Raw genomic sequence first — 15315 nt, forward strand, 5'->3', positions numbered from 1 at the left:
CATTAGATCGGTTATTGCGGGTTCGATTCCCGCCGCCGGAAACGGCGTAAATCCTGCCAATCTAGCCGCCCACCTTTTTTACGGCAGCAGGCGGATGCCTGAAGGGATTACATTAACCTTCCACGTTAAAAAACCGTATCCCTTCAAATATTAGCCGCTGCGCTGCCATCCATTCGAGGTCGTCTGAACAGTTCAGACCACCCAAAACCAACAACACGAAAGGAAATGAAAATGGCTAACACCACCTTGTTCCAATCCATTAAAACCCGTTTGACCGCTGCCGACACCCGCAACGAAGCAGGCGGCATCGCCTACACACTGACACCCAAGCAACAGCTCGCCCAACTTGCCGCCACCGGCTGCCTGAACAGCACCTACTACACCGATGCGCAAGACCAGCTTGAGCAAGTATTGGAATTGGCAGAAAACCTGGATGCCGAGTTTATCGCCAAAACCGCCGTGTACGCCCGTCAAAAAGGTTTCATGAAAGATATGCCCGCGCTGTTACTTGCCGTGTTGGCGCAAAAAGACGTGAACATGCTTGCCCGCGTGTTCGACCAAGTGGCGGACAACGGTAAAATGTTGCGCAACTTCGCGCAAATCATCCGCAGCGGCGCAGTCGGCAGAAAATCCTTCGGCAACCGTCCGAAAAAACTGATGCAGACCTGGCTTTTGACCGCTACCGAAAAACAACTGTTGAACGCCGCTATCGGCAATGCTCCGTCGCTGGCGGATGTGGTCAAAATGGTGCATCCCAAACCGCGTGAAGCATGGCGTGCCGCCTGGTTTGCGTGGCTTATCGGCAAACCGTACGACCGCGAAGCATTGCCGCCCATCACCCGCGCCTTTGAAGACTACAAACAAAGCCGCCAAGGCGCATTGCCCGACGTTCCCTTCCAAATGCTCACTGCCTTGGAATTGAATAGCGGCGACTGGACGCAAATCGCCCGCAACGGCTCATGGCAGCAGGTTCGCCAAAACCTGAACACTTTCCTGCGCCACGATGTGTTTGTGAAAAGCAAAAACATCAAAATGGTGGCAGAAAAACTGCGCGACCAAACCGCCATCCGCCGCGCCCGCGTCCTGCCTTACCAATTGCTGACCGCGTATCAGGCAACATCCGAAAAGATGCCGTTTGAAATCCGCGAAGCCCTGCAAGATGCGATGGAAACCGCCGTACAAAACGTACCGGCCATCCGAGGCAAAGTCGTGGTTTGCCCGGACGTCTCCGGCTCCATGCACAGCTCGGCTACCGGCTATCGCGGCAGCGCAACCAGCAAAACCCGCTGCATCGACATCGCCGCACTCGTGTCCGCCGCCATGTTGCGCACCAACCCGAAAGCCCGCGTAATACCGTTTGAACGAATCACGGTAAACGTGCAGCTCAACCCGCGCGACAGCGTCATGACCAACGCCCAAAAACTCGCCAATATCGGCGGCGGCGGAACGGCATGTAGCGCACCGCTCGCCCTGTTGAACCGCGAAAAAGCCGATGTGGACTTGGTCGTCATCGTATCTGACAACGAAAGCTGGGCAGATTGCGGACCACATTGGAGCGGCAAAACCGGCCTGATGAAAGAATGGGACATCCTGAAACAACGCTGCCCCGAAGCCAAACTCGTCTGCTTGGACATCCAGCCCTACACCACCGCACAGGCGCAAAACCGCCATGACATCTTGAACATCGGGGGCTTCTCCGACCAAGTGTTCACGCTCATCGGCTCGTTCGCCGAGCAAGGTATGGGCGCGGATTTCTGGGTGGAAGAGATTGAGAAAACCGAGCTGGTGGCGGTAAATTAGCCAAGGGGTCGTCTGAAAATAAGGTGGACAACGTTTTCAGACGACCTTACCGGTAAAAGATTGAGTGGCAAACATGAATGCTGACGAACTTGCCCTGTGCGAAACCTTTCCCGCGATCTTGCGGCATGAAGCGGAATAACCGTATCCGCAGCTATTGGCATTGTTATCACAGCCGCCGTTATCCCGATTGGCAAAGTTATCCCGTCCGTTTGTTGGCGGAAAAAATCGATAAAGAAATCGCCCGTATTGTTTTCAGACGACCTCCTACGACAAACCTCGTCTGAAAATCCAAATAAGGAAACCAAACACCATGCAAAAATTCATCTTAATCCGTGGACACCAAGGTTCGGGAAAATCGACTTTCGCCGAACAAAAAGCCGCCGAATTTAAAGCGAAGTACCGTGATGCCGAAATCGTCCGTATTGAAAACGACTTGCTCATGACCGACGAAAACGGCGTGTACCGCTGGTCGGGCGAGGCGCTGGATAAGGCTCAGAAGCGCGGTAATGCTTTGATGACCGAGACCTTAAAAATCGGGCGTCAAAATCCGAACCGCAACATTTTAATCATCCATTCCAACACCAACCAAAAGGCTTCGCGTTGCCGCCATTTATTGGATCTGGCGAAAAAAAGCGGTTTTGAAACAGAAATCTACCGTATGCACAATTTCTATCCCAACCTGCACGGCGTGAAGGAGCATGATGTGTTGGCGGCGTATATCAAGCTGAACCAAAACCGTGTGGCAAACGAAATCCACGTCGAAGCCGTACAACCCGCCAGCGCGGAACAACTGGAAAAAATCAAGCAAATGCAGGCTTTCCAGCAGCAACCCCTACCGTTTGACGAAGCGCAGCAAACCTTTGTCACCGAAAATTATCTGCAACACGGCAGCCGCAACTTTACCGCCAAAGCGTCCAAACGTTACCCCGAATTGCGCGTGTTGAAATACGCCCGCAGCGTGTTCTACGACAACCGCTTCGACGATGCGCTGCTGGAAATGCGCGGTTTGATTATCGACGCGCACAACCGCATCATCGTGCGCCCGTTTAAAAAAGTGTTCAATTATTCGGAACGTATTGCCAAAGGCAGCCGTTATCCGATCCGAATCAGCGACGATAGATTGGTGGATGCGGTCGTAAAAGTAAACGGCTTCCTCGGCTGCTGCACTTTCGTCTCGCTTTCAGACGACCACCCGTCCCACGGCGCGGCGTTTGACGGAAAAGTGCTGTATTCGACCACCGGCTCGCTCGACAGCGCGTTTGCCGACATGACCGCCGTACACTGCGCGCAATACGAACCCCTGTTCCGCGCTTATCCGAACCACACTTTTTTGTTTGAAATCACAGACGCGAAAGACGTCCACATCATCCGCGAAGAATTGGGCGAAACCTTAATCGGCTGCATCGATGTAGCAACAGGCCGTCAGTTTAGCGAAGCCGAATTGGACGAAATCGGCAAACAATACGGCATCCGCCGCCCCGAAACGTTGAAAAACATCACGTTCGGCGAGCTGAAAGGTCGTCTGAAAAATGTGGAACACGAAGGCTTTATGGTATTTGATGCGCAAAACGGCGAAATGCTGTTCAAACTCAAATCGCCGTATTACTTGATTTCCAAGTTTCTGGGACGAAGCAACGAAGGCAATATCGGACGCAAGCTCGACAAACGCCATGTCGATGAAGAGTTTTACCCCTTAATCGACCATATCCACGACCATCGCGAAGCGTTCAACGCCATGCCGGAATTGGATAAGATCGCGTTTATCCAAGCATTCTTACGGCAACTGTAAGGTCGTCTGAAAAATGCCTAACGCTTGTGATAATATGACGGCGGCGGATACTTCGTCTCATCCGCCCCTCATTATTGCAAAAGGAAAAACGATGAAAAAAAAACATATTGTCAAAAAATTGATGCTTGCTGCCGTAATGTTCCCGTTGGCGGCACAGGCGGCGCAAGCTGCGGAGATGGCATCCTTCGGCGAACCGCCCAAAGACTTCAAAATCGACTATCAAACCGAACAAAACGGCATGATCATGGTCGAGCTCGTACCGCAAAAACAGACTGTCGACAACTGGACACAAATGATCACCCTGCAGTCCATGGCAGGCGCAAAACCGGGCGTAGAAAGATTTCGGGCAGATATGGCCTCCTTATGGCAGAATGCCTGTCCGAAAGGCAACTTTGACACTGTACGGGAAGGGGAAGAAAACGGTTATCCCTTCGTATTATGGCTGATGGCTTGCGAAAACAACCCACAAACCAACAAATCCGAATTTACTTGGGTAAAAGCAATACAAGGCAACGACGGCCTGTATGTGAAACAATACGCCTTCCGCTATGCACCCAACAAAGCCGAAGTCTTCGAGGCTATCAACCAGTTGCGTAATTTTACCGTCTGCGACAACAGCGCGAAGCATCCTTGCGGCAAAAGCGGAAAATAAGCGTTTAAACGTTTTCAGACGACCTTGATGGCAGGGTACGACAAGGTCGTCTGTTTATAGCGGATTAAAATTGCAATGATACAGCGTTGCCAACGCCCTTATGTACTATCCGTACACGGCACCCGTTGCCGCCTTGTCTCATTTTTATTTTAATCGGCTATAAAACCAAAACAATAATGCGCTTACGCCCCGCGTTCGAATGCCTCGATTTCGCCAACCTTAGGCGCATAACTACTGCTTGTGTCGTGGCGCAAATCCAGCCAAATATCCACCAACGCCCAAGCGGCAGGCGCGGCAATCACATTCTGCCCCATGCACAACACCTGCGCGTCGTAGTTTTCCACCGAGCCGCGGACGGTAAGCAAATCGTGTGCCGTCGCCGCCCGTATGCCGCGTACCTTATTGGCGGCAATCGCCGTACCCACGCCCGTACCGCAAATCAACAGTGCGCGGTCAGCACGTCCCGCCGCCACCTCCTGCGCTGCCGCAAACGAAAGCTGCGGATACGTTCCGTCCGGCGAGGATAAATCAACCAAGCTGCCGACACGCGGATCGTTTTGCAAATGCGCTTTGAGCGCGTCTTTTAATAGTGCGCCGTTGGCAGGCGCGGCAATAACCAAACGCATACATACTCCTTAACCACATAATAAACATAACCAGCATACGCCCGCTTGCAAGACGGTTCAAGCCGATAGCCGCACTACCGCACCATAAACCGCATCGAAAAATCACAGGAAACGCAACATGAGCAAAATCTTTTTCACATCCGACCTACATTTTTCGCACAAAAACATCGCCAAATTCTGCCCGCAGTTCCGCCCGTTCGACAACATCGCCGACATGGACGAATACCTGATCAGAACATGGAACGAAACCGTTTCCCCCGACGATGACGTATACAACTTGGGCGATTTGTCTTTCGCCCACGACATCAAAAAAATCGCAGCCGTCCTATCGCGCCTCAACGGCAAACACCACTTGATTTACGGCAACCACGACGACATCGTCCGCCGTCACAACAAATACCTGTTTGAAACCGTCAAACACGACGGACATCCGTTACTGTCATCCGCCCGAACCTACCGGAAACTGCAATTGGACGAAATAGACAATACGCTGATTTTGTTCCACTACCCGATTAACGAATGGGACGGCTGCCACAAAGGCTGGTATCACTTATACGGCCATTTGCACGACCGTCTGGCAGAAATCCCTGGCCGCGCCTTAAACGTCGGCTTCGACCTGCACGGCCGTTTCCTCACCCCGCAAGACATCGACAGCTTCCTCAGCCCGCTGCCGAAAATCTCATATTTTGGGGAAAACCCGACCGTTCCGTCCCAAGTGGAGGCTGCCAGGGATTTCGTAGCACACCAGTTGCGTTCACTCAACAATAAAGCCAATCAGAAGGCGCAAAAATAAAAATCAAACTGATGCGGGTGGTCATGTTCAAATACGGATAGCGTGACTCCATCCAATAACGAAAAGGTCGTCTGAAAAACATTTTCAGACGACCCCAAGCATCAAACAAACCATGCCGCCTTCTTTTCAATCTTGTATTGTCAAAAACAAATTTACAGTCAGAATGTTATACAGTATCATCTCAAAACTCATTTACTTTCTTTCAGACGACCTATCTCTTAGAGCAGGCCGATAATTCGGTAGCGCATTACTTTAGTTTCATAGCAAAATCAAAATTTGTTATATGCCGCCGATGTTCTTATCTGCTTGCGCCAATACATCACCTTAAGGTCGTCTGAATGCTTTACGACTTATGAATTCCATTCTCTTAACCGGCCTATTCCAACGGCTGCTGATTGCCCTTCTCGCAATTGCAGCATTATGGGCAATATATTTTTGGGCAGTCGCATCATGAGCATCAAGGTAGAAAATCTGACAGTCAGCTACCAACGCCGCCCTGCTATCCACCATATCGATATTACTTTTGAAGACCACAGCATGTGGGCAATTTTCGGTCCCAACGGTGCGGGAAAATCCACGCTGCTCAAAGCCATTATGGGACTTCAAAACATCGATACGGGCAAAGTTTCCCTTGAAGGATTGCAACGTAAAGATATCGCCTATCTGCCCCAGCAGTCGGACATTGACCGCAGCCAGCCCATGACTGTCTTTGAGCTTGCCGCGATGGGTTTATGGTACGAAATAGGCTTTTTTGGCCGCGTGAACGCCCAACAACACCAACGGGTGATGGCTGCATTGAAGCGCGTCGGCGTTCAGGATCTTGCCGACCGTCAAATCGCCCACCTTTCCAACGGGCAATTCCAACGTGTCCTATTTGCGCGGATGCTGGCTCAAAACGCCAACTTCTTGCTCTTGGACGAACCTTTTAACGCGGTAGATGCTCGGACAACTTACGCATTGCTAGACGTATTGAAACAATGTCATGAAGAAGGTCAAGCCATCATTGCCGTTTTGCATGATTACGAACAAGTCCGAACCTATTTCCCCCATACTGTATTGATTGCACGGGAAAAAGTTGCTGCAGGCGCAACCCATACAGTACTGACCGACGCCAATTTAAGCCAAGCCAACGCACTGATGCAAAGGCAAGAATCGGCAGATTGGTGCGAGGTATAGTGGATTAACTTTAAACCAGTACGGCGTTGCCTCGCCTTAGCTCAAAGAGAACGATTCTCTAAGGTGCTGAAGCACCAAGTGAATCGGTTCCGTACTATCTGTACTGTCTGCGGCTTCGTCGCCTTGTCCTGATTTAAAGTTAATCCACTATATAACAAAAAAGCATTGCAAATTTCCATTGCAATGCTTTTTTATTGAAGTCCTATCAAGCAATTAGCTTACGGCTACAAAATAAAAACTGCACTATTACTAGTGCAGTTTTTTCAAATCATCCTTGAAACGATGATTAGCGTTTTTTACCGGTAACGGTAGCAACTGCCAGATTTTCGTTACGTTTCAGAGAAACGCTTTCTACACCTTCAGGCAGTTGGATGTCAGACAGGTGAAGGATGTCGCCGGCAACGACTTTAGTACAGTCCAAATCCAAGTATGCAGGGATGTTGGCAGGCAAAGCGACCACTTCAACAGTAGTGTTCAACAGGGATACGCGACCGCCTTGCAGTTTAACGGCTTGAGAGTTTTCAGCGTTAACAATGTGCAGGGGAACGCGGATGCGTACAGGTTGATCGGCTTTAACAGCTTGGAAGTCGATATGTTGAACTTCGCGACGGAACGGGTGCATTTGGAAATCACGGACGATAACGTCTTTGGTTTCACCGTTCAGGGACAGTTTGATCAGTGCAGTGTGGAAAGATTCTTTTTCCAATGCGTAGAATACAGTTTTGTGATCCACAGCAATTGCAACGGGCTCTTGACCTTCACCGTACAAAATGCCGGGGATTTGGCCTTCGCGACGCAGGCGGCGGCTCGCACCAGTGCCTTGTGCTTCACGAACAGAGGCTTGAATTTCATAAGTCATGTTAAATACTCCAAATTAAATAAAACTACCGTCATCGGCCGCGACCAGCTTAAGACGGCTTCGGGGTTATGGCAGCAACATGCTGCCTGTCATCACTTCTTCATTGAAAAGATATGAGACGGATTCTTCATTGCTGATGCGGCGGACCGTTTCAGCCAAAAGGCCGGCAATCGTCACTTGACGGATACGGTCACATTGTTTGGCCGCTTCAGACAAAGGGATGGTGTCGGTAACGACAACTTGGTCGATTTCAGACGAGGCAATACGGCTGACTGCCTCTCCCGAGAATACGGCGTGGCTGGCATATGCCAAAACACGTTCTGCTCCGCGCTCTTTCAAAGCGACGGCAGCTTTACACAGCGTATTCGCGGTATCAATCATGTCATCCACAATCAGACAGGTACGGCCTTGAATGTCGCCGATAATATTCATGACTTCCGCCACATTGGCTTTCGGGCGGCGTTTGTCAATAATTGCCAAATCGGCATTTAATGATTTCGCCACAGCGCGGGCACGGACTACGCCGCCAATATCAGGGCTGACTACGGTCAGGTTTTCAATCCGTTGCTGTTTGATGTCATTCAACAGAATAGGAGTGGCATAGATGTTGTCGACAGGGATATCAAAGAAACCCTGAATCTGGTCGGCATGCAAATCGACAGTCAAAACACGGTCGATACCTGCGGAATACAACATATTGGCCACCAGTTTGGCGGAAATCGGAACGCGCACAGAACGCGGACGGCGATCTTGCCGTGCATAGCCGAAATAGGGAATTGCTGCGGTAATACGACCGGCTGAGGCGCGCTTCAGCGCATCAGCCATCGTCAGGATTTCCATCAGGTTATCATTGGTTGGGGCGCAGGTGGGCTGCAGGATAAATACATCACGACCACGGACGTTTTCCATCAATTCGATGGCAATTTCGCCGTCTGAGAATTTGGATACGGAGGCTTCGCCTAACGAAATATCCAAGTGTTTGACAACGCGTTGCGCCAACTCCGGATTTGCGTTGCCGGTAAATACCATCAAACTGTCGTATGCAGCCATATTTTCACCTGATTTTATGTTTAACTTCCGCTCAGAAAACGTCATGCTTCCCTCTGCCTATGTCCAAGACATTACGAGCGGTATTATACGCACAATGAACGGCATAGTGAATTAAATTTGCAGCGTTATATCACTGTCACGCCTCATTCCAATCCAAATTTATCACTATAAAACAAAGTTTTTCAGCGTTATCATTGATTTTCAACATAAAAGAGCGTGTAAGGAAACTTACACGCTCTTATTTGGCTGGGGAGGAAGGATTCGAACCTTCGCATGCTGGAATCAAAATCCAGTGTCTTAACCGCTTGACGACTCCCCAACTTTATCAAATCATTTGAAACAAAGGATGAACGTCTAAACCTTCAACACAATATGCTTCATATGATTGTGAAACTTGTTGGTATATATTGTTTGCTTCTTGCCGACTATCCGTAGAGAGAAATATACACGCTCCAGATCCTGTCATTAGCACAGAACCATATTCGGATAATTCACAATAAGCTTTCCAAACCTCAGGATATTCCTGAAAAACAACAGCCTGCATATCATTTCTAAACGGCTGCAAAGATTGGAAAGTCGGCATTATGCTTGGTTTGGAATTTCGTGTCAAGTTCTCATGCGAGAAAATTTTAGCAGTAGAAACATGTACCGACGGTTTGACTATCACATACCATTGTTTAGGAATTTCTATTTTGACTAATTGCTCACCGATTCCTCGCGCAAGAGCACCTTGCCCAAAAAGGAAAAACGGCACGTCCGCACCCAAACCAACCGCCAAATCAATAAGCTGTTGCCTTGTCAGCCGACATTGCCACCATTGATTCAACACGGTTAACACGGTTGCCGCATCGGAGCTGCCTCCGCCCAATCCTCCCCCTGTCGGAATCTTTTTCTCCAACCAGATTTCCACACCACGACAGGAACCGGTATGTTGCTGCAAAGAAAGTGCGGCACGATAAGCCAAATCTTGTTCGTAGGGAATACCTTCAGTAGGATTATGCAGAATAATCTTTTTATCGTCTCGTAGCTTCAGGCAGACGGTATCATACAGCCCGATAAGGCAGAAAATACTTTCTAAATTATGGTATCCGTCATCCCTTCTGCCCGTAATACGCAAATCGAGATTCAACTTAGCAGGCGCGGGAAAGGCTTGAGCGTCGGAAGGAATGTCCATATCAAGCTCTTTTTTTATTTTTTAAGGCGGGCTGCACATTGCGTCTGATCGCTGGCAGCAGGTTCGTGGTTGACTTCGTCAAATACCAGACGGACATTTAATTTGGCATTTTCCAATTGAAGGATTTTCGGCTTGCCTTCGCTATTGGTGCTGCGTGTAATAGTCCAATTAAATTGTTCCAAACGGCCATCGGGCAACAATCGATATGGCGCATTGGCAACGCGTTTGCCATCCGCCCAAATATGCAGATATTGAACAGGCAATTCATAGCCCAGAAGTTTGTTGCTGAGTTCTTCTGCTGTTTCTGCCTGATAGACTCGACCTTTACTGTCTACTGCCAATACACCTTGATTGTCTTTACATAACTGTCCGACCGTACTGCCCAAAGGCGTATTGACGCTAATCGTTTGGACTTGATTTTGATAGGACCAGTCAAAATTGGCGTAAGAGCCTTTTTCTTCGACTTTTACTGCCAATCTTCCGTCTGCAGTGAAATCATTGACATTCTCCGCCGGCTTCCAATCATTTTGCTGAGACAAATTAGGATGCACACAAGCGGCAAGCAATGTCAGTGTTGCAATAGATAATAAGGTTTGTAATTTCATAAATACTCCCAAAAGGTCGTCTGAAAACGGTCTATCATCCCGGCTTCTTCCAATGCCTTATTTTCAGACGACCCCTTTCATTATTTCGATTTTACGGAACGCCCCGATTGGGCTTTTTTCGTTGGTTTAGGAGCAGCCTCCACGCCGAAACGCTTCATGGTTTCCCGCAATATTTTCATATCGCCTTCACCCTTCAGGCTGTCCGTCCATATTTTTTTGGCTTTTTCCTGCTCTCCGGATGCCCACAATGCTTCGCCCAAGTGTGCGGCAACTTCTGCATCAGGATATTTTTCAAACGCATATTGCAAATAAGGCAATGCGGTTTGTACATCGTCTTTCAGGAAATACGCCCAACCCAAACTGTCATTGATGGCGGGGTTTTCCGGCTCGATTTGATAAGCAGCCTGAATCAGTTTAAAGGCCTCGTCTAAATTTTTCTTGGTTGGGGACAGCAAAATATAGCCCAACGCATTCAAACCGTTGGCGTTATCCGGTGCCAATTCGACTACGCGGCGCAAATCGGCAATTGCCTTGCCCTGATCGCCCATACGATCATAAATCATGGCTCGTTGGTACAAAACATCAGGCAACTGCTCCATGGCATCCGGCTGCCGGCTTATCTTGGGCAACATTTTATTCAGCTCGGACAATGCTTCTTTCAAATTATCGTGTTTGGACAAAGCAAACAGGGTAACCCGTTGCAATTCCTTACTGCCGAAATAACGCCCTTCCTGCTCGGGCAGGCTTTGCGCCCGACGTGCTTCTGCCAAAGCTGCCTTACCGTTTCCTTGCTCGGCCTCTAATGAAGCACCGAAAACTGCTTTATCAAAAACATAACTGGGGGAAACAACTTTGGCAAGCCATTGTTTGGCTTTGGGATAGTCTTTAACATCGGCATAAGCCATCGCACCGATCAGGGCGGCACGGCTTTGCTGTTCGCTTGTTCCGATGTTATACGCCTTATCCAAATAATTGATAATCGTCGAAATATCGTCTTTACGATTGCTTGCCAACAACGCTGCCTGAATATACAGGTCTGGATTCGGGTTATTCTCCAACAGCGTACGCAGGCGCGCATAGGCTTTGTCGTTTTGTTTATTGGAAATCAGGTTGACGATTTCCAACTCCTGCCATACGGGCGAAAGATTGCGCGTATCGGTTTGCTCGAAGAAGCCGTTTAATATCTCGGGACTGCGTTGCGCCATCAGCCGCAAAGTCAGTAAAGTCGGTGGCAGCATCTCTGCATCCAGCCCTGCCAAACGCTGCAATGCCGCAATGGCATGTTTCTTTTTGCCGCCTTGTGCACTGAAAATCACATCGGCAATCGCAGCTTCCGGCAAATCTTTATATTTCAAAGCTTCCTTATGGACTTGTGACGAAGCTTTCTCTGCCAACCCCGGCTGCTGGATTGCCGCTTGAGCCAACAGCAGGAAAATACGCTGATTCTGTTCTTCGCTGGCATTGGCCAAAATATCATCCAAACCATTCAAGGTCTTATCGCCCTGCCCCAGCAAGATATTGCGCAGCCAAGTCATACGTTTTTGCGCATTACCCGGAACAGGTTCGATTTCACGCCATTTTTGATAAATCATTTCCGCCTGTTGGAACGCATTGAGCGAAACCGCCATTTCTAAAGCGCGTTCCGCCACCTCCGGCGATTTGGTATTGTTCAACATCATCATGTATGTTGCCAACGCCGTACCGGCATCACCTTTCTGCAACAGTATTTCGCCGCTCAATAAGGTAAATATCTGATTTGCACGGTTTTGTATATTCACACGGCGAGCCTGCTCGACCTTGAATTCATCAGGCGTAAAGCGGTTTCTCTTTTGAATAATCTGTTTCACGTCTTTCGGTGTTTTCACCTCGACGGCATTATCCTGCCTGGCGGCAGAAACTTGCACCGCAAACAACATCATGACCGCAGCGGCAATCGTGCGGGCGCGGGTTGGGGACAGCAACATAACAATCCTTTGTGTACAAAAAAGCCGCATCAGAATTCATACGGCCATAATCAAACGTAACTTTATCACAAGCGGCCAACTTTGTAGATTTAAGCAACCGTAAACCTATTGTAATATTCCTCCTTTTCAGACGACCCTATACCCTGAATTTGAACAGGTTCCCGGCTATCTCTTCGCGCTTAACCACCGTAATCAAATATAAGCAGACTACGACCATCAACAATTCGACTCAAAATCAAAAAAGCTGAGTTCTGTCATTTACAGAACCCAGCTTACATCAACCGCCTGAACAAGCTTTATCAATACTGAAATATAAGGCAGTTTAAAGTTTTCAGACGACCTTACGCACCATTACAACAAATTACTGACGAAAATCAGCAAAATCACCAACGGCACGAGGTATTTCACATAGGCAAACCAAATATTGACCGTCGTATGGTTGCCTTTATAAAGTAATTCGTCCTTCGCTTCGTCCTTCATCACAAAACCGACAAACAACGCAGAACCGAGTGCAGTCAGCATAAACAAGATGTTGCCGCTGATGTAGTCAAAGGCATCGAAAATATTTTTGCCGAACACGGAAACGTCTTTCCACGGACCATAGCTCAGAATGGACGGAATATTGCCGAAGATGAAGATAGCAGCCAACACAATCGTAATCGCTGCGGTACGGCGGATTTTGGTTTTCTCCTGAATTGTTGTAATCAACACTTCATAAATGGTCAGCGAAGTCGTCAGCGCGGCAATCAGGAGCAACGAGAAGAAAATCACGGCGAACACAGGCCCTGCCCACATATTCGAGAACACAATCGGCAAACTTTGGAATACCAAAGTCGGACCGGAATTAGGGGCGACGCCGAAGCTGAAGAGCGACGGGAAAATCATAAAGCCCGCCAGTACGGCGATAATGGTATTGGTAATTGCCGTAATGACTGCGGTTTGCACCAAATTTTCGTTTTTATCCAGATAGCTGGACAAGGTAATCATCACGCCGAAACCCAAGCTCAGTGCGAAAAATACTTGCCCCAAAACGAAGACGAACAGTTCGGCGGTAATCTTGCTGAAATCAGGCTTCAGATAGAAAGTAATCCCTTCCATCGCGCCCGACAGGGTAACGTTGCGCACGACCATGGCAATCAAGAACAAAAACAGCAGCGGCATCAGGTATTTCGCCGCTTTTTCAATGCCGCCGATGACACCTTTGACCAAAATCCATTGGTTCACAACGACAAACAAGAAAGTGTAGAACGCAATTTCCCAAGGGCTGTTTTCGATGTGTTCGGTAAAGAAGCTTTTCGTTATTTCGCCGCTGACAGGGCTGGAAATATTCAGGTTTCCGCTAATAATATTAACGATATAGCTGATCACCCAGCCGCCGAGCACCATGTAATAAGCCATGATGCCGAACGCACCGAGCAAGCCCATCCAGCCGACCAGTTTCCAAATTTTGGCGACGGGTTTGCCGTTCATCGAGCCGCCGAACGCGTCCAGCGCGTTCACACCTTTGCGCCGTCCGATGACGTTTTCCACCAAAATCATCGGAATACCGATAACAAACATGGCGATACAGAATAAAAACACATATGCGCCGCCGCCGTTTTCACCGACCAAATACGGGAAACGCCACGTCGCGCCGAAACCGACAGTCGCGCCGGCAACGGTAAGGATATAAGTCAAACGGTTGGACCAAGTTTGACGGGGTTGGTTGGAAGACATAAAACACCATCTGCCTTGTTGGGAAAACTTGAAATTATACGCGAACGGATTAACGGTTCTTAACTGAATATCAAAAAGCAGTATAGTGAAAATATCTGGGAATTTTGCATTTTTCAGGGAAAAACTATAAAGACAAAGGTCGTCTTAAAACAAAACAGGGGATATAGCTGGATACACTAGGAAACCATTGTCATTTTCCACCCTATTAAAATGTCAGGATTCAGACTTGAAACCACGATATGAAAAAACCTGCTTTGATCATGCAATCAAAGCAGGTTTTTATATTTGGTCGGAATGAGAGGATTCGAACCTCCGACCCCTTCGTCCCGAACGAAGTGCGCTACCGGGCTGCGCTACATTCCGAATGAGTGGCTATTATAGAGGAATTTTCGGCAGGATGCACGGATTTTGTTCACAATCTAAAATAAAAATAGATGAATTGCCTTCAATCTGCCCCTGTTTTCAATTAACATAACCTATCTTTAAAATTTATTTTATAAATAATCCTCAGACTTGATTTGAATCAAAGCTCCAAATTGAGTTTCATTTATAATCGCCGACATTGGAGCTGAGACGACAATTTCTCAAAGTCCTCAAGATTTTCTGATCAGTAGATGACGCATCTGCTTTGATTTAATACTCTCTATCTCTTTCCTCTTGATGTGTGTGTGTTTGGGTGTGGCTGTTGCCACCCCTTTTTTTTGGCTTTTATGTGAAGTAAAATCCGTAACAGCAAATTCTTAATCTCAACCATTTATCCGGAAACAAAATCATGAGCAATAAATTGACTCCGCCTGCCGAACTGCCTGACGAGCAGGATTTACGGGCAGTCTTGGCGTACAACATGCGGCTTTTCCGCGTGAATAAAGGCTGGTCTCAGGAAGAGCTGGCGCGGCAATGCGGTTTGGACAGGACTTATGTATCGGCTGTGGAGCGCAAACGCTGGAACATTGCGTTGTCGAATATTGAAAAAATGGCGACGGCTTTGGGTGTGGCGGCATATCAGTTGCTGCTGCCGCCGCAGGAGCTGCTAAACCTGATGACCAATCCCTCTGATGCCCAACAGAGGTCGTCTGAAAACGATATTTGACCGCCAAATCATCCACCTCCC

The 15315-nt window shown here is 48.4% G+C and carries 14 protein-coding genes and 2 tRNA genes; 7 read left to right on the top strand and 9 right to left on the bottom strand.

The annotated features are described in order from the left end of the window. Positions 1-225: 225 nt before the first annotated feature. The 4 genes from HMPREF1051_RS00580 (at position 226) to HMPREF1051_RS00595 (ending at position 4241) form a co-directional block, all read left to right on the top strand. Positions 226-1800 (top strand): TROVE domain-containing protein, encoded by a 1575-nt coding sequence (locus tag HMPREF1051_RS00580; protein WP_036490911.1) that lies wholly within the window; start codon positions 226-228, stop codon positions 1798-1800. A gap of 125 nt (positions 1801-1925) precedes the next feature. After that, positions 1926-2084, top strand: a complete 159-nt coding sequence (locus HMPREF1051_RS00585) for a hypothetical protein (RefSeq protein ID WP_003762949.1) — start codon at positions 1926-1928, stop codon at positions 2082-2084. Between the two features lie 26 nt (positions 2085-2110). After that, positions 2111-3589: an AAA family ATPase gene (locus HMPREF1051_RS00590; RefSeq protein ID WP_003762976.1), complete on the top strand. Its 1479-nt coding sequence runs from the start codon at positions 2111-2113 to the stop codon at positions 3587-3589. 34 nt (positions 3590-3623) lie between these two features. Continuing rightward, entirely contained in the window at positions 3624-4241 is a 618-nt protein-coding gene (locus HMPREF1051_RS00595) for a hypothetical protein (RefSeq protein WP_003762965.1), read from the top strand. 182 nt (positions 4242-4423) lie between these two features. Here HMPREF1051_RS00595 and HMPREF1051_RS00600 read toward each other — a convergent pair whose 3' ends face one another. Continuing rightward, complete coding sequence (locus HMPREF1051_RS00600) at positions 4424-4867, bottom strand: RpiB/LacA/LacB family sugar-phosphate isomerase (protein WP_003762931.1); 444 nt, start codon at positions 4865-4867, stop codon at positions 4424-4426. A gap of 118 nt (positions 4868-4985) precedes the next feature. Here HMPREF1051_RS00600 and HMPREF1051_RS00605 point away from each other — a divergent pair, with 118 nt between their 5' ends. Both HMPREF1051_RS00605 and HMPREF1051_RS00610 read left to right on the top strand, forming a co-directional pair. Beyond that, a complete protein-coding gene (locus HMPREF1051_RS00605; protein ID WP_003762992.1) occupies positions 4986-5660 on the top strand; it encodes a hypothetical protein in 675 nt (224 codons plus the stop codon). Positions 5661-6110: 450 nt separating this feature from the next. Continuing rightward, the gene (locus HMPREF1051_RS00610) at positions 6111-6836 is read left to right on the top strand and encodes a metal ABC transporter ATP-binding protein (protein WP_196794301.1); all 726 of its coding nucleotides are present in this window, start codon (positions 6111-6113) and stop codon (positions 6834-6836) included. 286 nt (positions 6837-7122) lie between these two features. Here the strand turns inward: HMPREF1051_RS00610 and HMPREF1051_RS00615 are convergent, their stop codons facing one another. The 8 genes from HMPREF1051_RS00615 to HMPREF1051_RS00650 all read right to left on the bottom strand — a co-directional run bounded on the left by HMPREF1051_RS00615 (position 7123) and on the right by HMPREF1051_RS00650 (position 14567). Beyond that, entirely contained in the window at positions 7123-7695 is a 573-nt protein-coding gene (locus tag HMPREF1051_RS00615; protein WP_003755233.1) for a 50S ribosomal protein L25/general stress protein Ctc, read from the bottom strand. A gap of 66 nt (positions 7696-7761) precedes the next feature. Next, on the bottom strand, positions 7762-8745 hold the full coding sequence (locus tag HMPREF1051_RS00620; protein ID WP_045072760.1) for a ribose-phosphate pyrophosphokinase: 984 nt from the start codon (positions 8743-8745) through the stop codon (positions 7762-7764). Between the two features lie 243 nt (positions 8746-8988). Then, positions 8989-9064 (bottom strand) — tRNA-Gln (locus HMPREF1051_RS00625). Between the two features lie 6 nt (positions 9065-9070). Beyond that, positions 9071-9919 (bottom strand): 4-(cytidine 5'-diphospho)-2-C-methyl-D-erythritol kinase, encoded by an 849-nt coding sequence (ispE, locus tag HMPREF1051_RS00630; RefSeq protein ID WP_003763008.1) that lies wholly within the window; start codon positions 9917-9919, stop codon positions 9071-9073. A gap of 14 nt (positions 9920-9933) precedes the next feature. After that, positions 9934-10524: a lipoprotein insertase outer membrane protein LolB gene (lolB, locus tag HMPREF1051_RS00635; protein WP_003762935.1), complete on the bottom strand. Its 591-nt coding sequence runs from the start codon at positions 10522-10524 to the stop codon at positions 9934-9936. 80 nt (positions 10525-10604) lie between these two features. Continuing rightward, a complete protein-coding gene (locus HMPREF1051_RS00640) occupies positions 10605-12488 on the bottom strand; it encodes a tetratricopeptide repeat protein (protein WP_003762955.1) in 1884 nt (627 codons plus the stop codon). 351 nt (positions 12489-12839) lie between these two features. Beyond that, positions 12840-14204 carry a sodium-dependent transporter gene (locus HMPREF1051_RS00645; RefSeq protein ID WP_003762872.1) on the bottom strand — a complete coding sequence of 455 codons (1365 nt, stop codon included), beginning with the start codon at positions 14202-14204 and terminating at the stop codon, positions 12840-12842. 286 nt (positions 14205-14490) lie between these two features. Further along, positions 14491-14567, bottom strand: a tRNA-Pro gene (locus HMPREF1051_RS00650). 409 nt (positions 14568-14976) lie between these two features. Between HMPREF1051_RS00650 and HMPREF1051_RS00655 the strand changes: the two genes are divergently transcribed. Next, complete coding sequence (locus HMPREF1051_RS00655) at positions 14977-15294, top strand: helix-turn-helix domain-containing protein (protein WP_003755250.1); 318 nt, start codon at positions 14977-14979, stop codon at positions 15292-15294. Positions 15295-15315 lie beyond the last annotated feature (21 nt).

The organism is Neisseria sicca VK64 (genome assembly GCF_000260655.1).
GTDB lineage: Bacteria > Pseudomonadota > Gammaproteobacteria > Burkholderiales > Neisseriaceae > Neisseria > Neisseria sicca_B.